General features: G+C 68.8%; 16 protein-coding genes. 5 read left to right on the top strand and 11 right to left on the bottom strand.

Annotation, left to right across the window (positions count from 1 at the left end; all coding sequences use genetic code 11):
• Positions 1 to 15: 15 nt before the first annotated feature.
• Positions 16 to 1,374: an ABC transporter substrate-binding protein gene (locus H521_RS0103010; RefSeq protein WP_026481837.1), complete on the bottom strand. Its 1,359-nt coding sequence runs from the start codon at positions 1,372 to 1,374 to the stop codon at positions 16 to 18.
• A 268-nt stretch (positions 1,375 to 1,642) separates the two neighbouring features.
• Here H521_RS0103010 and H521_RS0103005 point away from each other — a divergent pair, with 268 nt between their 5' ends.
• From H521_RS0103005 to H521_RS0102995, 3 genes are all read left to right on the top strand, one after another.
• Positions 1,643 to 2,665: a LacI family DNA-binding transcriptional regulator gene (locus H521_RS0103005; protein WP_022891554.1), complete on the top strand. Its 1,023-nt coding sequence runs from the start codon at positions 1,643 to 1,645 to the stop codon at positions 2,663 to 2,665.
• Between the two features lie 124 nt (positions 2,666 to 2,789).
• Positions 2,790 to 5,171 carry a helix-turn-helix transcriptional regulator gene (locus H521_RS0103000; protein WP_022891553.1) on the top strand — a complete coding sequence of 794 codons (2,382 nt, stop codon included), beginning with the start codon at positions 2,790 to 2,792 and terminating at the stop codon, positions 5,169 to 5,171.
• A gap of 134 nt (positions 5,172 to 5,305) precedes the next feature.
• Positions 5,306 to 7,120 (top strand): glycosyl hydrolase family 18 protein, encoded by a 1,815-nt coding sequence (locus H521_RS0102995; protein WP_022891552.1) that lies wholly within the window; start codon positions 5,306 to 5,308, stop codon positions 7,118 to 7,120.
• Between the two features lie 79 nt (positions 7,121 to 7,199).
• Here the strand turns inward: H521_RS0102995 and H521_RS0102990 are convergent, their stop codons facing one another.
• From H521_RS0102990 to H521_RS21215, 8 genes are all read right to left on the bottom strand, one after another.
• A complete protein-coding gene (locus H521_RS0102990) occupies positions 7,200 to 8,372 on the bottom strand; it encodes an SGNH/GDSL hydrolase family protein (protein ID WP_022891551.1) in 1,173 nt (390 codons plus the stop codon).
• Positions 8,369 to 10,495, bottom strand: a complete 2,127-nt coding sequence (locus H521_RS0102985) for a glucosidase family protein (protein ID WP_022891550.1) — start codon at positions 10,493 to 10,495, stop codon at positions 8,369 to 8,371. The genes H521_RS0102990 and H521_RS0102985 overlap by 4 nt, the downstream gene beginning before the upstream one ends.
• A gap of 7 nt (positions 10,496 to 10,502) precedes the next feature.
• Positions 10,503 to 11,315, bottom strand: a complete 813-nt coding sequence (locus H521_RS0102980) for a carbohydrate ABC transporter permease (RefSeq protein ID WP_022891549.1) — start codon at positions 11,313 to 11,315, stop codon at positions 10,503 to 10,505.
• A gap of 2 nt (positions 11,316 to 11,317) precedes the next feature.
• The gene (locus H521_RS0102975) at positions 11,318 to 12,193 is read right to left on the bottom strand and encodes a carbohydrate ABC transporter permease (RefSeq protein WP_022891548.1); all 876 of its coding nucleotides are present in this window, start codon (positions 12,191 to 12,193) and stop codon (positions 11,318 to 11,320) included.
• Positions 12,194 to 12,199: 6 nt separating this feature from the next.
• Positions 12,200 to 13,471 (bottom strand): ABC transporter substrate-binding protein, encoded by a 1,272-nt coding sequence (locus H521_RS0102970; protein WP_022891547.1) that lies wholly within the window; start codon positions 13,469 to 13,471, stop codon positions 12,200 to 12,202.
• A 146-nt stretch (positions 13,472 to 13,617) separates the two neighbouring features.
• Positions 13,618 to 15,444 (bottom strand): class I mannose-6-phosphate isomerase, encoded by a 1,827-nt coding sequence (locus H521_RS0102965; protein WP_022891546.1) that lies wholly within the window; start codon positions 15,442 to 15,444, stop codon positions 13,618 to 13,620.
• The gene (locus H521_RS0102960; RefSeq protein WP_022891545.1) at positions 15,431 to 16,378 is read right to left on the bottom strand and encodes an ROK family protein; all 948 of its coding nucleotides are present in this window, start codon (positions 16,376 to 16,378) and stop codon (positions 15,431 to 15,433) included. Before H521_RS0102960 ends, H521_RS0102965 begins: the two co-directional genes overlap by 14 nt.
• 109 nt (positions 16,379 to 16,487) lie before the next feature.
• Positions 16,488 to 17,540 carry a LacI family DNA-binding transcriptional regulator gene (locus H521_RS21215; protein ID WP_022891544.1) on the bottom strand — a complete coding sequence of 351 codons (1,053 nt, stop codon included), beginning with the start codon at positions 17,538 to 17,540 and terminating at the stop codon, positions 16,488 to 16,490.
• Positions 17,541 to 17,747: 207 nt separating this feature from the next.
• Here H521_RS21215 and H521_RS21210 point away from each other — a divergent pair, with 207 nt between their 5' ends.
• Positions 17,748 to 18,884, top strand: coding sequence for a glycoside hydrolase family 183 protein (locus H521_RS21210; protein ID WP_022891543.1), 1,137 nt, complete (start codon positions 17,748 to 17,750; stop codon positions 18,882 to 18,884).
• Between the two features lie 106 nt (positions 18,885 to 18,990).
• On the opposite strand, the gene rplL is transcribed toward H521_RS21210, so the two are convergent.
• Complete coding sequence (gene rplL / locus H521_RS0102945) at positions 18,991 to 19,374, bottom strand: 50S ribosomal protein L7/L12 (protein WP_022891542.1); 384 nt, start codon at positions 19,372 to 19,374, stop codon at positions 18,991 to 18,993.
• A 50-nt stretch (positions 19,375 to 19,424) separates the two neighbouring features.
• Positions 19,425 to 19,940 carry a 50S ribosomal protein L10 gene (gene rplJ / locus H521_RS0102940; RefSeq protein WP_022891541.1) on the bottom strand — a complete coding sequence of 172 codons (516 nt, stop codon included), beginning with the start codon at positions 19,938 to 19,940 and terminating at the stop codon, positions 19,425 to 19,427.
• 307 nt (positions 19,941 to 20,247) lie between these two features.
• Between rplJ and H521_RS0102935 the strand changes: the two genes are divergently transcribed.
• Positions 20,248 to 20,637: a RidA family protein gene (locus H521_RS0102935; RefSeq protein WP_022891540.1), complete on the top strand. Its 390-nt coding sequence runs from the start codon at positions 20,248 to 20,250 to the stop codon at positions 20,635 to 20,637.
• Positions 20,638 to 20,785 lie beyond the last annotated feature (148 nt).

Below are 20,785 nucleotides of genomic sequence, written 5' to 3'. Positions count from 1 at the left end.
TCGGCGCGCGTAGCGCTACTGCGCGGGCCAGCTCGACTCGATGGTGTCGAGCACCTGCTGCGTCTCGCCGCCGGTCACCCAGGCGACGATGCCCTTCCAGAAGGAATCGGCACCGACGGCACCGGGCATCAGGTCGGATCCGTCGAAGCGGAACGTCGTCTCGGGATCTTGAAGGATCTCGATCGACTGCGTCAGCAGCTCGCTCGACGCGTTCTCGGGGTCGACGCCGGTGTTGGCGCTGATGACGCCGCCGAGGCTCACCCGGTTGTTCGCCCACGTGTCGCTCGACAGGAAGGCGCGGAACGCCTCGACCTCTTCTGCATCGCGGAAGGCGACCGGGAACTCGCCGCCACCGGTGACCGACAGCGGGTCATCGGCGTTGACCGGCGGGAGCAGGAAGCCGAACACGTCGCCGTCGGAAGCGACCGTGACCTCGTCGCCGCCCTCGGGGTTCCAGAAGGTCTCGTAGAACGAAGCCTGGTGGTGCAGCGAGCACTCGCCGTCGAGGATCGGCAGGCCGGCGGTCTGGAACGCCTCGGTGACCTGTGTCGAGACGTTTCCGATACCGCCGTTGACCATGTCTTCGCTCTTCAGCACCTCACCGACGGCGTCGAAGGCCTCGGCGACCTGCGGGTCGTTGAACGGGATGCCGTGCGTCACCCACTGGTCGTAGACGTCGGGCCCGTGCAGGCGCAGCATGTAGTCCTCGACCCAGTCGGTGCCGGGCCAGCCGGTGGCGTCACCGGACTCGAGGCCGACGCACCATGGCTTGTGCTCGCCCTCGCCCGCGATCGTGGCGGAGAGGTCGTTCAACTCGTCGAGGGTCTTCGGGATCTCGTACCCCTTCTCCTCGAACTCGGCCGGCGAGTACCAGACGTAACCCTTGATGCTCGCCATGAGCGGCGCGGCGTAGAAGGTGCCGTCGTGGGTGCCGTACTGCTTCCAGTCCTCCGACCACCATTCGTCGACGTTGGCCTCGACGGCCTCGGACGCGGGGATCAGCCAGCCACCCGTCGCGAGGCGAGCGAGCAGGCCGGGCTGCGGAACGATGCCGACGTCGGGCGCGTTGCCGCCCTCGGCGAGCACCGCGATCTGCGCCTCGAACTCGCTCGAGCCCTGGTAGTCGACCTCGATGCCCGTGCAGGTCTCGAAGTCGGCCCACGCCTCCATGAGGCGATCGGCCTCGAGGTCGAGGATCGTGCCGGCGACCGTGACCGCCTTGTCTTCGAACGTGCCGTACTCCTCGTAGGGCCCGCAGTCGACGTCGGCAGCGTCTTGCTCAGCGATGTCGCCGGTGCAGCCCGTGAGTGCGAGGCCGATCGCCGCGGCCGCGACCACGGGGGCCATCCAACGGCGATGCCGTCTGATTCTCATGTCATCTCCTCGTTGAGTGCGTGTGATGCAGGCGAAGCCGGGAACCGGTTCCAGCATCCACGGTAGGACACGCGTCGATTCCTCACAAGTCATCGCAGGTCACGGTTCGGACACCACGATTCGACTCGCGCAGATGCTACGAGAGAGCGCTCACATATCGCGAGCCTTCGGCGAAGCACGGTCGCTGAGAGCGACAGGAAACGGTTCCACATTCGATCGTCTCGGCAGTACACTCGGCATCGGAGCGGCCCGACGGAGGGAGGCGCGGATGCCGGTGATCGGCGATGTCGCGCGACTGGCGGGCGTCTCCAAGGCGACGGCCTCGCGAGCCCTCAGCGGCCGCGGCTACGTGGCCGACGACACCCGGCAGCGAGTGGTGGCCGCTGCGTCGAAGATCGGCTACATCGTCTCGCCCGATGCCGCGAGCCTCGTCACCGGACGCACGAAGAACGTCGGCGTCGTGATCCCGTTCGTGAACCGCTGGTTCTTCGGCGAAGTGCTCGAGGGCATCGAGCGCGCACTCCTCGCCGCCGGCTACGACCTGACGCTCTACAACGTCGCCGAGACCGGCCCCGAGCGCGCACGGGTCTTCGACTTCTTCCTCGCCCGCAAGCGCGTCGATGCCGTCATCGCCGTAGGCGTCGACCTCAGTGGGCACGAGGTCGACGCGCTCGAACATCGCGAGAAGCCGCTCGTGTGCCTCGGCGGCAGCGGCGGTGCCGCCGCACGACTCGCGGTCGACGATCGCGCCGTCGGCACTCTCGCCACCGAGCACCTGCTGCACCTCGGGCACACCCGTATCGCGCACCTGGCAGGGGCCGGCGCACTCGACCACCCCGCGAGCGTCGCCGGGCAGCGCAGGGCCGGGTACCTCGAGGCGATGACGACGGCGGGCATCACTCCGGCACCGAGCGACATCGTCGAGACCGAGATGAGCACGCCCGACGGCTACCGCGCCGCGCTGCAGCTGCTCGGGCACCCGAACCACCGGCCGACGGCGTTGTTCGCGGCATCCGACGAGGTGGCCTTCGGCGCCATGCGCGCAGCCGATCGCCTCGGCATCGCGGTGCCGCTCGATCTCTCGATCGTCGGCGTCGACGGGCACGAGTACGCCGAGATGTTCGACCTCACCACGATCGAGCAGTACCCGGGCGAGCAGGGGCGCCTCGCGGTCGACGTCGTGCTGCGCCTGCTCGGCGAGGGCGAGGTCGCCGATCCGCTGCCCGATTCCGGTGCACCGCTGCCCACTCGCCTCGTCGTGCGGGCGAGCACCACCCGAGCGCCTCGCTGAACTCCGGGGCGCGCTCGAGCTGTGGATGAATCCACGAGCGAACGCCCGCGGCTTGCTACGATCGGGCAACCAGTGAGCCTCGACGTCGAGCGGAGCGTCATTTGTGTCGCACCCAGAGTTGACCATGCGTGCCCTCGTCGTCGCCCTCGATGAGTCGGTCCCCGGGGGCGAGCCGGTCGATGCTGCGGGCGCGCTCGACCTGCTGGGGCATCACGGCATCGTGGCGTCGCCCCATGTCGCGGCCCGGCTCTGCGCCGCTCTGGCCGGCGACCCCCACGCCGTGCTCGACACCGCGAGGCTGCTCACGCCGGCCCAGCTCCGCGGCGGCTCGGCGCTACCCGATCCGCTGCCCCTCTCTCGCGCCGTGCACGAGGCGCTCGGCGCCCGGCTCGCCGCACTCGATCCGGCGACCCGGCGGGTCCTCCTCCACGCCGCGGTGAGCGTGTCCGACCGTACCGACGTCATGCTCATCGCGGCAGAGGTGCCGATCGGCGCGGCCATCTCGGGGTGCGTGTCCGATCATCTCGTGATCGCCGCAGGGCGATTCGCCTTCGCCGATCCGCGCGTGCGCATCTGGGTGCACGAGACTGCGAGCCTCGCCGAGCGCACCGATGCCCACGCGGCATCCGCTCGCGCCCACGCCGGGCTCGGCGACGAGCGGCTCGCGCTCTGGCACCGGGCGCTCAGCACGCTCGACGGCAACCGCACGCTCGTCGGGCCGCTCCTCGCGGTCGCTCGCGAGGCGTGCGACGCGGGCGACGCCGAGTGGGCGCACGCCGTCGCCCGCGAAGCGGCCTGCCACGCCGTGGGCGACGAGCGCGCCGCGGCCCAGACCATCGCCGGCGTGGCGGCCCTCGAAGCCGGCCTCGTCGACGACGCCGTCGACTGGCTGCGCGACCCCGTCTCCTCGACCGATGCCGACACCGTCGCGGCCGCACTCGCCGCGTTCGTGCACGCCGCGACGCTGCACGAGGGGCACGTCGCCGACATGGCGCTCGAGCAGCAGCTCGCGAGGCTCGAGCCTCACCCGCCGCAGTCTCGGATCGCGCACCTCGTGCGAGCGATCGTCACGGCCGCGAACCTGCACGCCGAGCGGGGCAACGCGGTCGAATCGGCCGAGCTGCTGCGTCAGGGCCGGCTGCTCGTTGCCGAGCACGGCACCGACGAGCCCGACGCGGAGGTCGCTCTCGACCTCGCGCTCGGCGATGCCTGGTGCGACGTCTTCGGCCAGCCAGGCGAACCGGGAGCGCCGGGCACGGTCGACGTGGTCGACGGATGGCGGGCGCCGCCCGGACGGCAACTGCAGGCGGCGGTCGGTCATGCCCTGCGACTCGGCCGCGCCGATCACCACGCCGCCGCGCTCAGGGCGTTGCACCCCTCGGAGCGGGGTGCGTTCCGCGCCGTCAGCCCGGCGGCGATGCCCGCGTGGGGCACGCACCGGCCGAGCCCGCTGGGAGAGGCGCAGCGGCGGGTCGCGGCCGCTCTCATCGAATTCTGGGCCGGCGATCTCAGCCGCGCGCGCAGTGAGCTGCACGCCGCTGCCTGCAGCACGCCGATCGCGCTCGCGTTCGCCGGGCTCGGCGTCGCACTCGCACGTCGACTCGACATCTGCGTGCTCGGTCGGCCCGGCACGCTCGCAACCGCGCTCGAGGCGACGACTCCGGCGGCGACAGCCCGGCACCTCGGCGGCGAACTGCTCGTCGACCGCGCCATCCGTGCTTCCTTCGACGGCCGCATGACGGAGGCGGCGACCCTGCTCTCACTCGCCGCCGACGGCGCGTTCGGCCGACGCAGGGGTGGGCTGCACCTGCCCGGCCTCGATGAGGCGCCCGCGTGGGCCCTCGCCGGCCGCATGCACGAGGCGCGACTCGCCGCGCGAACCGCCGATCACCCCGGCTACTCCCCCGTTCAGCACGAAGCGGCGGTGCTTCGCGAGCTCATCGCGACGTGTTCGATCGAGACCCTCGCCACCGTGGTGGAGCATGCGGGCGCGGTCGCCCACCGACTGCTGTCGCCCTTCGAGCGCAGCCGGGTCGAGCTCGAGCTCGGTCGGCGGCTCACCGCCGACGGCGACCTCGCCGACGCTCGCCGGCATCTCGTGGGCGCCGCTCGCCTCTTCGGCGAGATCGGCGCAGATGCCTGGGCGCAGGCCGCCGAGGCCGACCTCGACGCGCTCCCCGCCGGCCCCTCCACCACGACCTCACCCCCGCCCGCGACGACGCCGGCGGTGACGCCAGCGCCGATCCCGCACGACGACGGCGCAGCATCCGAATCGAGCGTCGCGTGGAGCACTCCACTCACCGAACGGGAGCTCGAGGTCGCCGAGCTCGTCGCCGAGGGCTACTCCAATCGCGACGTCGCGAACGAGCTCTTCGTCTCGGTGCGCACCGTCGAGGTGCACGTCGCCCGCGTCTTCGCCAAACTCGGCGTTCATTCCCGGGTCGAACTCGCACTGCTCGCGCATCGAGCACCGAGCGCCCCGGCGGCACCGGCGACCCGTACGTAGCCCTACGTATGTGTGCCGGCCGCATCCGCTCGAGGCATGTGGATTGTACGGACGCCTTACAAACCACCCACTGCCTACCGTGAGTGCACCGGCGGCACCCTGCCGCACCCGACGACGCACAGTGAAGGTGACTCATGTCAGAAGCCAGAAGACCGCGCCGCGGCGGAACGGCGGCGATCGCAGCAATCGCCACCGCCGCCGTGATCGCGATGGGCGCGCTCACGGCGGCTGCCGCGTCGGCAGCCCCCGACTCCACCACGACTGCGGCGGGCCTCAACGGCTACCGCAATGTCGGCTACTTCGCCCAATGGGGCGTCTACGCTCGCGACTTCAAGCTCCAGAAGCTGCAGGCCTCGGGGGCGGCGGCCGACCTCACGCACATCAACTACGCCTTCGGCAACATCCATCACGAGACGCTGAAGTGCTTCATCGCCAACAAGGCGCAGGGCACGGGGCCCAATGGTTCCGACGGCGCCGGCGACGCGTGGGCGGACTTCGGCATGGGCTACACCGCGGCGAACTCCGTCGCGGGCACGGCCGACACGTGGGATCAGCCGCTCGCCGGCTCGTTCAACCAGATCAAGCAGCTCAAGGCGAAGAACCCCGAGCTCAAGGCCCTCATCTCGCTCGGCGGCTGGACCTGGTCGAAGAACTTCTCGAAGGCCGCGGCGACGGATGCCTCGCGCAAGACCTTCGTCTCGAGCTGTATCGATCTCTACATCAAGGGCAACCTGCCGGTCATCGACGGTCGCGGCGGCGCGGGCGCGGCTGCGGGCGTCTTCGACGGCATCGACCTCGACTGGGAGTGGCCCGGCACCAACTCGGGACTCGAGGGCAACCACGTCGACCTCGTGAACGACAAGGCGAACTTCAAGAAGCTCATCCAGGAGTTCCGTACGCAGCTCGACGCGTTGACCACTCAATCCGGCAAGCCGTATCTGCTGAGCGCGTTCCTGCCCGCGAACCCCGCCGACATCTCGGCGGGCGGCTGGAACGACCCGGCGCTCTTCGACGCCCTCGACTACGGCAACATCCAGGGCTACGACCTCTGGGGCGCATGGGATCCGACGCTCACCGGCCATCAGGGCAATCTCTATGACGACCCTGCCGACCCACGGCCCGCCGGGCAGAAGTTCAGCGTCGACAAGGCGGTCAAGGCCTACGTCAATGCGGGCATCGACCCCGCACAGCTCGGCCTGGGGCTCGCAGCCTACGGCCGCGGCTGGCAGGGAGCGACATCGTCGACCCCGTGGGGCCCTGCGACGCAAGCCGGGCCCGGCACGTACGAGGCCGGCAATGAGGACTACGACAAGCTGAAGAACCTCGGCACCGGGTACTACGACGCCGCGATCGGCGCCGCCTGGCGCTACAACGGCACGCAGTGGTGGAGCTACGACGACACCCGCACCATCGCGCAGAAGGCCGACTACATCGCGGCCAAGGGACTCGGCGGCGGAATGTGGTGGGAGCTCTCGGGCGACCGCAACGGCGAGCTGATCGGCACCCTCGCCGACAAGTTCCGCGGCGGCGGCGGCGGGCCGGTCGACCCCGAGCCGACCCCCACGCCGACTCCGACGCCCACCCCGACGCCCACGCCCACACCCGATCCGGGTGAATGCACGGCCGCGGCATGGAGCCCCTCGGCGACGTACACGACCGGTGCGGTCGTCAGCTACCAGGGCGCCGAGTACCGCGCGAAATGGTGGAGCCAGAACAACACCCCGACCGGCGGTGACCCGTGGGCGAAGGTCGCCGAGTGCGACGGCGACGGCGGCACCCCGGGCGGCGGAAACCCGGGCAGCTGCGCCGCCTGGTCGAGCGGCGCGGTCTACGTGCAGGGTTCGCGTGTGAGCTACGGCGGCGCGAACTACGAGGCGCAGTGGTGGAACCAGAACGAGGCGCCCGGTTCGCTGCAGTGGGGCGCGTGGAAGGCGATCAGTACCTGCTGATCGCTCGCGCCTGACGGCCGACCCCGAATGACGGATGCCCCGTGGCTCGTGAGCCACGGGGCATCCATGTCGTTGCGGCTCAACGGCTGCGGGCCGCGATGAACGGCTCGAGCACGAGCTCGGCGAAGCGCTCGCCGATGTGGTGCTGCGCGTCAGGACCCGGGTGGAGGTTGTCGGGAAGCGGCATCCGCTGCGCATCGCGCTCGCTGTAGAGCTCGAGGCCGTCGAGGTAGCTCAGGTTCGGATCCTCGGGCCTGCGTCGATCGACGATGTCGCGAAGCTCGGTCCTGATCGTCGCGAGCGAGAGCTTGCCCTGTGCGACCTCTGCGGACGTTCCGCCGGCGATCGACCACTCGTACGTCCGGGTCGGGTCTTGCACCGTCGGCCCGGCTGCACGTTCGACCGGTGCGCACCAGATCGGCGAGACGACGACGACCGGCGTCTCGGGGTGTCCCTCACGGATCGTGTCGAGGAATCCGTGCACGGCTGGACGGAATGCACGCATGCGCATCACGTCTCCGTTCACGAGGTTGATGCCGACCTTCACGCTGATGAGGTCGGCCGCGGCGTCCCGCATCGTGCGCGCCGTGAACGGATCGAGCATCGCGTTGCCCGAGAACGCCACACTCGTGAGGTCGGCGCCGGCACGCAGCGCGGCGACCACGGGCCAGGTGCCCGTCGTCGAGTCGGCCCGATAGCCGTGGCTGATCGAGCTGCCGTGGTGGAGCCAGCGCGGCCGGCCGTCGGGCGCGGGCGGTGTGACCGGGGCATCCGCTCGCAGACCGAGCACTTCGACCTCGTCGGTGAATGGGAACCAGAGCTCGAGCTCCCGTTCCCGACCGCCACCGTCGATGTCACTGATTCGCACGGTCGTCGGCGGTCCCGGCGCCGCGTAGCCCAGCGGCTGTTCGAAGGAGAAGACATATCTCGAGCCGGCGATGGACGAGGCCCGAGCCACCAGCTCGCCACCCGAGGTCACGTCGTAGTGGCTCGGCGGCAGCGAGACGGTCTCGTCGGCGGCCATGCGAGTGGCCGACACGTCGAGCTCGATGACGGATGCCGCGGTGCGGAGTGCGAGCCGGATGCCCGCGCTCTCGGCGGTGGTCTGCACCATGAACGGGTCGGGGATCTGCGCCCGAGCCCATGCCGGAAGGCGCCGAGGCAGCAGGCCGCGTTCGGTGCGCTCGATGGTGATCGCGCCGCGTACTTCGACCGTGTCGAGCGGGATGTCGCGCAGATCGCCGGCGCTCATGAAGGCTCGACCGTGTCGACCACCGCGCCGCTCGCGTGCACGTCGACGAGCCGGCCGCCGACGCGGAGGCCGCGCAGCACCGCGTCGGGATCGAGCGCCCCGACGCATCCGTTCACCGTGCCGAGTCCGTCGATCGAGGGGTCGACACCGAAGAGCGACTCGATCACGAGCGCGACGTACGCCCCGGCCGAAGAGCAGGCCCAATCGATGATGTACGGCAGCTGCGGCGGAGCCTTGCGGGCGCCGCCGTTGATCGGCGGCATCGCCTCCTCCTGGAAGTGCGCTTGCGACGGCGGCCCCTGGTTGGTCGAGCGGGCGAGTCCGGGCAGCCAGTCGAGCGCGCGCTGGGGTTCGCCGAGGGCCACGAGCGACCGCGCGGCATCCGCCGGCCACGCCGGGTACGCGCCGTTCCACTGGTGGTCGGGCCGCACGCTGTAGCTCGCGTCGGCGTCCCACGGCGAGAGCGAGCGCATCCAGGCGGGCGTCTGCAGCTCGCGCTCGAAGAACGCGACCATCTCGCGGCGGGTCCGCTCGTCGAGATCGGCAGCGATCGTCGTGCCCACGAGGTTGAAGTCATAGCAGTGCCGCACCGGCAGCCGGGAACCGTCGGGCTGCTGCGCCGCGAAGAATCCCTCGCCCGGCAGGTAGAGATCGATGACGGATGCCACGAGCGCATCCGCCTCGGCCAGCAGTTCCGCAGCACCGCTCGCATCGCCGCGCGACTCGAGGATCGCGGCCGTCGTGCGCAGGTTCCACACGTTCGCCGCATTGAAGCTCGCGACCTCGTGCGTGTAGGAGCTCACGCACTCGAGCAGGTTGTCGATCTCGCCGTAGTCGGCGAGCGGCGAGTCCCCCCGCAGCTCCTGCCACGCGAGCGACCAGTACTTCAGGTGATCGACCGTTGCGCGGCCGTCGCCGTGCGCCTCGTCGAGGTAACCGGTGTCTGCGGTGTAGCGCACGTAGTCGTTCACGAGCCGGGTCATCGCGTAGTCGTTGACTGAGTACCAGCGGCCGACGGGGCCACCGGTGAGCGAAGAGGTGCCGAAGTGCGAATGCGTGTCGCTCGAGATCCAGCGGCTGAGCTGCCGCTTCATCGGCTCGGGGTCGAGGAGCGCGTGCGTGATCGAGCTCAGGCTGTAGTCCCAGATGAACGTCGTCGTCGCCCAGTAGTTCGGCATGAGCGTGTCGTAGCTGCGGCCGAGCACGTTGCCCGCGAAGTCACGGCGGAACCAGATGACGCCGAGCACGCCCCACCAGTACAGCTTGCGCAACGCGTCCGACGTGGTCTCGAGCACGGGCAGGTGACCCGAGAACTCGGCGTTGCCGGGTGTGAAGGCCGCCTCGAGCTGGGCGTTCCAGAACCGCTCGGATGCTGCGACCGCCCCGGGCACGTCGACCGCCGCCCGGTCGAACTCGGCGAGCGCTGCTGCACGCGACGTCGCGGTGGCGTGCACGTAGCCGAAGCGGCCGGTCTCCCCCGGCGCGAGTTCGAGCACGACCGTCACGTCGCCGCCCCGTCCGGTGCCGCCGATGCCGACCTCGTACTCGTCGGGCGACTCGGCGACCCCGCTCAGGCGAACGGATGCGTCGGTGTCGACGCCCTGCACGCTCCATGCAGTGCCCGCCTCGTTCGAGAACACGAGCCGCGAGGCATCCGTCTCGACCGCATTGCGTTCGCTCGGCGTCTCGGCATCGAGCCAGGCCTCCGCCGCTCGCGTGGCGCGCGAGGCGAGTGTGAGCATGACGGGTACCGAGCGCCGCCCCGCGCCCGTGTTCGTGATCCGTACGTCGATCGCGAGCGCGGTGCTGCCGGGCACGCACACGGTCGTCGTCTCGAGGTCGAGGCCGGGCAGGCTCGCCCGCCGAACGACCCGATCCGCCCGCCACTCGTGCGTGACGGGCGTGCAGTACGACTCGAAGATGCGGCCGTCGACGAAGAGCACCGCTGTCTTGGCGAGCCCCTGCGACACCGGCGGGAAGGTGGTCGCACTCACCGCGGTGAGGTCGTGATCGACACGCACGGTGCCGAGGAAGTTCGTCAGGCCCGCTGGCGCGATCATGTCGTCGTAGTGATGTGTGACGGGGTCGGCCGCGAGGTCGTCGACCGTGGGAATGAGGGACATCGGTCTCCTAGTACTGTCCGAGCGCGAGGCCGCGGGCGAAGAACTTCTGCGTGAAGAGGAACAGCACGACCGTCGGCAGTGAGACGAGCACGCCGGCTGCGAGCACCGTCGAGAGTTGCGCCCCGCCATAGGTGCTCTGCATGCCGGCGAGGGTCGTCACGATCGGACGGACGTCGTCGGACTGGCTGAGCGTCAGGCCGAGCAGCAGGTCGTTCCAGACGAACGTGGCCTGCAGGATGAAGATCGCGACGAGCGCGCTCGAGGCCATCGGCAGGTACAGGCGGATGAAGATGCGCCACGTCGTCGCGCCGTCGAGCACGGCGGCCTCGAACACGTTGTGCGCGACTCCCGTGAAGAAGTTGCGCATCACGAACGCCGAGAACGGAATCGAGATCGCGGTGTAGATGAGGATCATGCCGAACTGGGTGTCGAAGAGGCCGACACGCGAGTAGCCGTCGAAGAGTGGCAGCAGCACCATCTGCAGCGGGAACACCGTGCCGCCGAAGATCACGACGAACCAGGCGAAACCGTGCTTCAGGCGAAGCGCGACGATCGCGAATCCAGCGGCGGCACCGACGAGCACCGCGATGGCCGGCGACACGAGGGCGTACAGCAGGGTGCTCAGCACGCTGTCGCCGAGGCCCGAGAGCTGCAACGCCTCGGCCATGTTGCCGAAGAGCGAGAAGTCGGTCGGCACCCACGAGGTGGTCGAGGTGAAGGTGAGGGGCGACTTCGCCGCGTTGACGAGCAGCAGGTAGACCGGCAGCAGCCAGATCACGCCGAAGACGATGAGCACGGTCGTGCGGAGAATTCTCGACATGGCTAGATCTCGTGTTTCTTCGAGAGCTGCTCGCGCAGGTACAGGATGGCGGCGATCATGGTCACGATCGTCAGGAACACGGCGATCGCCGAGCCGAGTCCGTAGTCGCTGTTCACGAAGGTCTCCTTGTACATCGTGAGCGCGAGCGTCTCCGACACCCGACCGGGGCCGCCCTTGGTCATGCTGAGCACGATGTCGAAGGTCTTGAGGCTCGCGACGATCGAGAGTCCGACGACGACCGCGGTGAGCGGCCGAAGCATCGGCCAGAGGATGCTCGTGAACAGACGGCCTCCGGTGGCCCCGTCGACCCGCGCCGCCTCGAGCGGCTCCTTCGGAATCGAATTGAGTCCGATGGTGAAGAGCAGGGCGTTGACGCCGACGCCCTGCCACGCCGCCGCGATGATCATCACAACGGTGTTGAGTGGGGCGTCGACGAGCCAGCGCGGCGTCTCGGTGATGCCGAAGGCGCCGAGCGCCTGGTCGAGCGCGCCGTTGCTCGAGAGGATGAACGACCAGATCAGGCCGACGCCGATGCCCGAGAGGGCGTAGGGAATCAGGAACGGAACCCGCAGCCACACCCCTCCCGGCAGGTTCCAGGTGAGGAGGGCGAGCGCGAGGCCGATGCCCACTGGAATGAGCAGCGTGCCGACGACCCAGAGCAGGGTGTTCAGGAGCGAGCCGATGAAACCCGGGTCCTCGAACATCTCGGCGAAGTTGCCGAGACCGATCCAGTCGGGGTCGCCGAGGCCGTTGTACTCGGTGAAGCTGAGGAACGTCGTCCACAGCAGGGGCAGGTAGAGGAGGACGGCGACCAGGATCACGCCCGGGGCGATGAAGCCCCGGGCGGACCACTGGTACTGCGAACCACGAGACGCCATACGCCGTTACTCCTGGTCGGCCCAGTACTTGTCGGCCTCGGCCTGGATGGTCTCGAGGAACGGCATCGGGTCGCCGGGATTGGCGATGAATGCGCCGAACTGCTCGAGCGCCACGGTGAGGATCGGAGTGGGCGTCGCCTCGAAGTAGCGGTCGTACACGAGGTAGTCGTCGCTGGCCACCGTGCTGCCGAGCTCGGCGAGCATCGGGTCGGCCACGGTCGCCTTCGGGTTGAATGCCACGTCGCCGCGGGCTTCGCTCCACGCGGTCTGCGCCTCATCCGACATCCACCACTCGGAGTACGCGAGGCCGAGAGCTTTCTGCGAGGAGTTCTCGGCGACGCAGAGCGGACCGGATTCCACGGCGACCGGGGTGCGCTCGAGGTCGGCGTTCGTCTTCGGGATCACGAACATGTCGTAGTCCTCGCCGGAGACCATGCCGGCTCCGTCGAGCGACCCGTTGAAGAAGGAACCGAAGTTGATCATGGCGTAGTCGCCCTGCTTCAGACCCACAGCCGGGTCGACCGTGCTGCCGGCGTCGCTGAACCAGCCTGCCTCCTGCTGCTCGAGCCAGAGGTTCATGATGTCGACGATCTCGGGGTCGGTGTACTTCACCTCACCGGTCGAGAGACCCTCGTAGAGCTCGGGGTCCGTGCCCGCGACCATCTGCTGGAACCACTGGAAGGTGAAGAGGGTGCTCGTCTGGTAGTACGGCGTGACGCCGGCCGAGGTCAGCTTCTCTGCAACAGCGTCGAGCTCCTCCCAGGTCGTGGGCACCTCGATGCCCTGCTCCTCGAAGATCTTCGTGTTGTAGTACATGACCCAGTAGGCGATGTTCATCGGCACGCAGTACTGCTTGCCGTCGACCGTGTACGTCTCGCGCAGGTCTTCGGTGACCCAGCCCTCGTCGACGGCGTTCGACCAGATGTCGGTCGTCTCGGCGATGAGCCCCTCGTCGACGAGCTCCGTGAGCGAGCTGCCGGTCTGCCAGGTGAAGAGGCCAGGGCTCTTCGAGGTGCGGAACGACTGCTTGATGAACGCGTCGTACTGGTCGGCGTCCGAGTAGCCGGTCGTGTTGAGCGAGATGTCGACGGATGCCTCGCTGGCACCGTTGAGCTCGTCGAAATCGGGCTCCCACGCGGCCTTGTTGGTATAGAAGTCGAGCGTGCCGGTCGTCTCTCCGGAGTCGGCCGCGCCGCCTCCCGAGCAGGCTGCGAGCAGCATCGCGGATGCGGCCAGCGCGGCCGCCCCGGCCCCGAACTTCGTGCGTCGTGAATTCACTGGAACTCCCTTGTCCTTTGGTATCGTTACCAACCGCTTCGCCAAGGTATCAACGATACCCAGTCGCCGCAAGGCAACGGTTCATGTGGTGGTGCCGTGGTGCCGTGGTGCCGTGGTGCTGGTTTCGTGAGTCGTGCGTCGGGTGATCAGTCGTCGGAGTCGCGCGTGCCCCGCACGTACGCCTTCACGGTGGCGAACCGCTCACTGCGTGAGCGCTCGGTGCGCCGAACCAGGTACGTGCCGACCACCGCCGGCACGATGAAGGTCTCGGCGTAGTGCACGACGAACGGCTCGAAGGCCCCGGTCGGGCTCACGACCTCGACTTCGTCGCCCTCGACCAGGTTCAGCACGTTGACGGTTCCGTCGGTGTCGTGCGATGCCTCGTCGTCGAACCAGTGCCGGCGCACCTCGATGAACTCGAGCTCGTGCAGGCCGGTGCGCTCTTCGACGAGTCCCGGCTCGCGCCGGAGCTCTTCGACCTGGCCGACGAGGTTCTGCTCGACCCACTCGGTATCGCGCTCCCACTGGATGTTGCGCTCACCGTGGTCGAGATGCACCGGTCGAGGCACGCCATCGAAGCCGACCCTGCCCCAGTCCCAGAGCTTGAAGGTGAAGATGAACGGCGTCGCCGAGATCTCGAGCACCATCGAGTCGGCGCCAGAGCAGTGCACGGTGCCGGCCGGAATCGCGAAGTGGTCGTGCTTCTTCGCCGGGAACACATTGACGTAGCGCTCGGCGTCGAACGGATGCTCGCCATCGGTCGCAGCCCGAAGGGCTCCGACCATCTCCTCGGGGTCGACGCCCGTCTTCACGCCGAGGTAGACGACGGCGTCGTCGGCCGCGTCGAGCAGGTAGTAGCTCTCATCCTGCGTGTACGACATCCCGAACGTGTCGCGGATGTAGTCGGTGAGCGGGTGCACCTGCATCGAGAGGTTGCCGCCGTCCATCGTGTCGAGGAAGTCGAATCGGATGGGGAATTCGGCCCCGAACCGCGCGAACGTCTTCTCGCCGAGCAGTTCGCGCGGGTGCATGAGCACGAGGTCGAGCGCGGGGATCTCGACGACGCGGCCGTCCGCCTCGAGCAGGAGCGAGTTCTCTTCGGGCACGCAGTCGAAGCACCAGGCGTAGTTGCTGGCCGACGGATCGAGGTCGAGCGTGCTCTTCATCCACTGGCCGCCCCAGACGCCCGGATCGAAGAAGGGCACGACCCTGAAGGGGGCGGCGGATGTCGCGGCGAGCGCGCCGCGGAAGGCGTCGCCCTCGACGGCGCCCGCGGCGGCCGATGCCGCGTTGCCATCGACGAGGACGTCGATTCGGTCGAACAGGGTGCGCTTGTGCCGGTCGGCGGTGCGCCACTCGACGAAGAAGCCGCGCTTGTACTTGCGCAGAGCGTCTTCACCCCCGTTGCCTGCACGCCAGTTCGTGCCGCCCGCACGCTGGCGCTGCTGGATCTCCCAGCGCGCGAGGTCGACGAGCACGAGTGCGTCGGCGGCCCGCGCGAGGGCGGCATCGGCACCCCAGCCCACGACGAAGGTCGGCGAGGAGCGCCGGCCGAGTTGTTCGCGCAGCGAAACGACCAGCTCCTGGTCGTAGAACTCGTCGACCGTGAAGTGGCTCATCACACCGAACACCCGGTCGTCGGTGAGGTTGCGCCCGATGAGCGCCTCGATCGCCTCGTTCGGCAGCGCTGCCGCCTCTTCGAGATCCACGATCACCGCGGCGGGCACCGCCTCGGCGATGCGCTGCCGAATCGCATCGACGTCACCGCCCGGATACACGTCGACCGCGATGACCGGTGCCTGCACGCTCGATCTCGCGGCGGCGATCTCGAGCGCGCGTCGCCACGCCTCGTCGCCGATGAGCACCTCGGATCCGGCGGGCAGCGCGACCTTCGGCAGTTTCACGTAGCTGCTGCCCTCACCCGCCATGTACTGCTCGAGGGTCAGATCGGCGTTCGGGTCATCGTGGGCCATGGGTATCCCTTGCTGTAGCGGAATCGAGTGCGAGCGCGGCGAGTCCGCGAAGCACCGAGAGCGCGGGCGCTTCGGGCGTCACGAACGCCGGCCGGAAGGATGAGGACCACAGGTGCTCGTGCACGTATTCGACGAGCGCGGGCAGCACGACGTCGCGCGACCTCATCACGCCGCCGGTGACGACGACGACCGTGGGATCGAACGCGTGGCACTGACCGACGACGACCGCACCCCAGACACGCACGTACCGCTCGAGCACCGCGGCGGACTCGGGTTCATTGCGGGTCTCGACGAGATCGCGGATGCCGATCGCGCGCTCCGCCCCGAGCCGACGCGCGAGTTCGGGACCGATCGAGACGGCCCGCCGCGCGATGGCCTCGCCGAGCGCCCATGTGCTGGCCAGGGCCTCGGCGCAGCCGAGGTTGCCGCAGGGGCAGCGCGGCCCGTCGAGATCGACGGTGACATGACCCGAGAGCACGCCGGCATGGCCGTGGGCGCCGCGGATGATTCGTCCGTCGATCGCGGCGGCGGTGCCGATGCCCGTGCCGAGGGCGATCAGGACGGCGTCTCGCGCACCGTGCGCGCTGCCGGCCGACATCTCGCCGATGAGTGCGGCGCGAGCGTCGTTCTCGACGACTGCGGGCACGCCGAACCGAGCATGCGACCACTCGGCGAGATCGACGCCGTGCAGCGCGGCGTACTTGCCGTGCGCGGCGACGAGACGGCGCGACTCAGGGTCGACGATGCCGGGCACGGCGATCGCGATGCCGTCGGCGCGTGCGCCTCGAAGCATCCGATCCGCTGCGGCGGCGACCTCGTCGAGCACGAGTCGACCGTCGGCGGCCGCGAGTTCGGCCGAGTCGAGCAGCCGGTTCGCATCGAACACGCCCAGCTTGACGGCCGTGCCGCCGAGGTCGATGGTGAGTTGCGTCATGCGCCCCATCCTCCTCGTCGCGGGTGTCGATCGTTGGTAACGTTACCATAGCGAACCACGCAGATCATCGCAAGCGGAGGCGCCGACCGGCCGGCCGCCGCCGACCCGTTCAGTCGCCGGAGACCACCACCGGTACCGGCGACGCCGAGAGCGTGACCGGCATCTCGACGAGGCGCGCAGGTACTCGTCGGCCACCGGGACTCAGGCGCGAGAGCAGCAGCCGCGCAGCCTCCCGTCCGAGCTGGCGCGCGTCGTGGTCGATCACGGCGACCGGCACCGGCATGAGCTCGGCGAGCTCGAAGTTGTCGAAGCTGACGATCGCCGGCAACTCGGCGACATCCGCCCCAGCGCGCAGTCGGCGGCCGATCTCCTTCAAGGCGCCGACGGTGTTCCGGTTGTTGGCGCTGAACACGGCCGTCGGCGCATCGTCGAGGTCGAGCAGGCGCCGCATCGCCGCGCGAGCCGAATCGACTTCCTGCTGGTCGCGCTGCACGAGCACCTCGTCGGGCTCGATGCCGCGCTCTGCCAGCGCGCGAGCGAAGCCCTCGTATCGCCGCTGTCCGGTGAAGACGGAGCGTACGTTGCCGAGGAAGCCGATGCGAGTGTGCCCGGCCTCGAGCAACGACCTCGTGCCGCGATAGGCGCCGCCGACGTCGTCGAGCAGCACGGCGTCGACATCGAGACCGTAGACCCGGCGCGACGCGAGCACGATCGGAACGTCGCCGAGTCGCTCGGGCTGCAGGTGATCGGAAGCGCCCCCCGACGGCACGAGCACGAGCCCCTCGACCTGCCTGCCGATGAAGTCGGCGATGAGCTGCCGTTCGCGCGCGGGATCTTCACCCGTGTTGCCGAGCACGATGCGTCGGCCGTACTCGGCGGCGACCTCCTCGACACCCAGCGCGAAGTTGCCGTAGTAGGGGTTGCCGAGGTTGGTGATCGCGACGCCGATGAGGCCGCTCGTCTGCCCGGGTCGAAGGCTGCGAGCGTTCTCGTTGCGGTGGTACCCGAGCTCGCGCACCGCCGCGAGCACCTTCTCCTGCAGGTCGGGACGCACATTGACTCCGCCGGCGAGCGTGCGCGAGACCGTCATGGGGCTGACCCCGGCGTGCACCGCGACCTCTTTGATCGTCGGCTGCCGACCACCCTGGGTCAGTTCGGACATCTGGCTGAATCCTTCCGCACCCGGCCGCCCGTCCGGCCGCTCTCACGCTACTACCGCGCCGACACGGAGACCGCTCGACGCGCTCACGCGGCCCTTGTCGGGCTCCTGCGCCACTGCTACGCTCCGCTATTGGTAACGTTAACAGGATTCGCTCGCATCCGCGACCGAGTCCCCGATCCGGCGAGGACGCCGGAAGGGAGCCACACCATGCTTCGACGAACCACCTCGCGTGCCGGGCGACTGGGGCTGCTGGCAGCGACCGGAGCACTCGTGCTCGGCGCGACCGCCGCACCACTCACCGCCGCCGCAGCCGAGGGCTGCGCGCGCATCTCGTCGTCGGTGAACGAAGAACTGCGCGACCGATTCGGCGATTACGGCGACACCGCCGGACGCTGGACCGGCGCCGACTCCGCGTACAGCGTGCCGCTCCCCGATGGCAGCGTCGCCTGGATCTACTCCGACACCTTCCTCGGCGAGGTCGACGAGGACCACGGCCGCCCGCTCGACTCGCCCTTCGTGCACAATTCGATCATCGTCGACGACCACGGCGCTCTGACCACGCACACCGGAGGCACCGAGGCCGCCCCCGCCTCGCTCGTGCACGTCGAGGGCGGCGACGAGATGCGCAACTGGTACTGGTACGGCGACGCGACGGTCGAAGGCGAGCAGCTCAAGGTGATGCTGCTCGAGTTCGAGCGCACCGGCGACGGCATGTGGGACTTCGGGTTCGCCCGCAGCGCCGTGGCCACGTTCGACCTCGACGGCATGGCGCTCGTCTCGGTCGACGATGTGCCGTCGGAGGGGGTGCAGTGGGGGTCGGCGATCTACGAGAACGCCGACGACGGCTACACCTATGTGTACGGGGTCGAAGACCTGCAGGCGCAGAAGTTCGCGCACCTCGCTCGCGTGCCCGCCGGCGGCCTCACCACGCAGCCGTGGGAGTACCTCGGCGACGCGGGCTGGACGAACGACCCCGCCGCGTCGAAGCGCATCCTCGAAGGCGTGTCGAACGAGTTCAGCGTGAGCCACTTCCAGGGGCGCTTCACCCTCGTAACCGGCGACGCGACCGAGGCGCTCAGCGCGAGCATCGTGATGTATCGCAGTGCGAGCCTCGAAGGCCCGTTCACCGGGAAGACCGAGCTCTACCGAACCCCCGAGACCTCGGGCAACGTCTTCACGTACAACGCGAAGGCCCACCCGGAGCTCGGTGACGGACACACCCTGCTCATCACGTACAACGTGAACAGCTTCGACACGAACGACCTCTACGAGGAGGTCGACAACTACCGGCCCCGCTACGTCGAGGTCGACGCGAAGATCGCGAATGGCCACTGCCCGGCCTGAGCGCGCACAGACGACGGATGCCCCGTGGCTCGTGAGCCACGGGGCATCCGTGTCGTTCAGGTGACGCGAGTCACCTCAAGCAGCGACCCTCTCGCGAGGGACGGGATTACTTGAGGGTGACGGTGGCGCCGGCTTCTTCGAGAGCAGCCTTGGCCTTGTCAGCGGCTTCCTTGGTTGCGCCCTCGAGCACAGCCTTGGGAGCGCCGTCGACGACGGCCTTGGCCTCGCCGAGGCCGAGCGAGGTGAGCTCGCGGACGACCTTGATGACCTGGATCTTCTTCTCGCCAGCGGCCTCGAGCACGACGTCGAACGCCGTCTGCTCTTCGACCTCTTCAGCAGCAGCCGCGGGGCCCGCAACGCCGGCAACGGCGACGGGGGCAGCAGCGGTGACCTCGAAGGTCTCCTCGAATGCCTTGACGAACTCCGAGAGCTCGATGAGGGTCAGGCCCTTGAACTGCTCGAGCAGCTCTTCAGTGGACAGCTTCGCCATGATTTATCTCCTTAGATTCTTTGGGTACTCACCGCTTCGCAGGCTCTCGCCTACGCAGCGGACTCCTGCTTCTCACGCAGCGCGTCGACCGTGCGAACGGCCTTCGACAGCGGTGCGTTGAACAGATATGCGGCTCCGAACAGCGAGGCCTTGAATGCGCCGGCGAGCTTCGCCAGCAGCACTTCGCGGGACTCGAGGTCGGCGAGCTTGCCTACCTCTTCTGCGGTCAGGGGCTTGCCATCGAAATAGCCGCCCTTGACCACGAGGAGGGGGTTCGCCTTGGCGAAGGTACGCAGGGCCTTCGCGACGGCGACCGGGTCACCGTGCACGAATGCGATCGCGGACGGACCGGCGAGCTCGTCGTCGAACGACGAGATTCCGGCCTTGTTCGCAGCGATCTTGGTCAGCGTGTTCTTCACCACGGCGTAGCTCGCGTCCTCACTGATGGACTTGCGCAGCGTCTTGAGCTGGGCAACAGTGAGGCCGCGGTATTCGGTCAGCAGAACGGCGGTCGAGCTCTCGAACAGGTTCGTGAGTTCGGCAACCGAGGCTTCCTTGTTCGCCATGGCCACTCCTTGTGTCTTCAACGTGCACCGCGGGAGCGATGCACGGCCTGGAGCGCTGGAACGTGAATGGGAAAGAAAAAAGCTCCGGCGCAGTTGCGCGGAGCTTGGCCGGTCACCCGGAAGTCTTCGTCACACCTGCGCGGGCCCTTGCTTTCACAAGTACTTCGGTCGGCATCTCTCTCGAGGCGCACGACAACCAGCGGTCTTCGGCTCCGTACAGGCTAACGGATGCCGCGGCATCTGCAAAATCAGGCACCGCTCGCCGCCGGGGCTGGCCGATGTCGGCGGACGGAGAGAGACTCCCGATATGGAGATCACACACCTGAACCCAGCGAGTCTGCACTCGAATCCGGCATTCAGCCAGGGCGTGCTGGTTAGCGGAGCGCACCGCACGATCCACGTCGGCGGTCAGAACGGCACCGATTCCTCGGGCGCGATCGTGCCCGGCGGCTTCGGCGCCCAGACCGAGCAGGCGCTGAAGAACGTGCTCGCCGTGCTCGCCGAGGCCGGCGCCGATCAGACGAACGTCGTGCGGCTCGCGGTCTACATGGCGGCCGGGCAATCGGTCGACGAGGGGTATGCAGCTTCGGCACGCGTCTGGGGCCCGCACCCGACCGCGCTGACGGTGCTGGTCGTCGCCGCGCTCGGCCGAGCGGATGCGCTCGTCGAACTGGAGGCGACCGCCGTCATCGAGTGACCGTCGGGCCCCGGCGTTAGTTGACATAGGTCTACTATCTGTTTATAGTTGACGATAGTCAATCAATTTTCAGGAGCTCCATGGCACTCGCCTCGCGCACTCGCGCACCCAAGAAGAAGCCCGACGCGGCCGCATCCGTCGAACTCAC

Source organism: Agromyces subbeticus DSM 16689 (genome assembly GCF_000421565.1).
Taxonomy (GTDB): Bacteria; Actinomycetota; Actinomycetes; order Actinomycetales; family Microbacteriaceae; genus Agromyces; species Agromyces subbeticus.
This window is presented reverse-complemented; position numbering and strand designations above follow the sequence as displayed.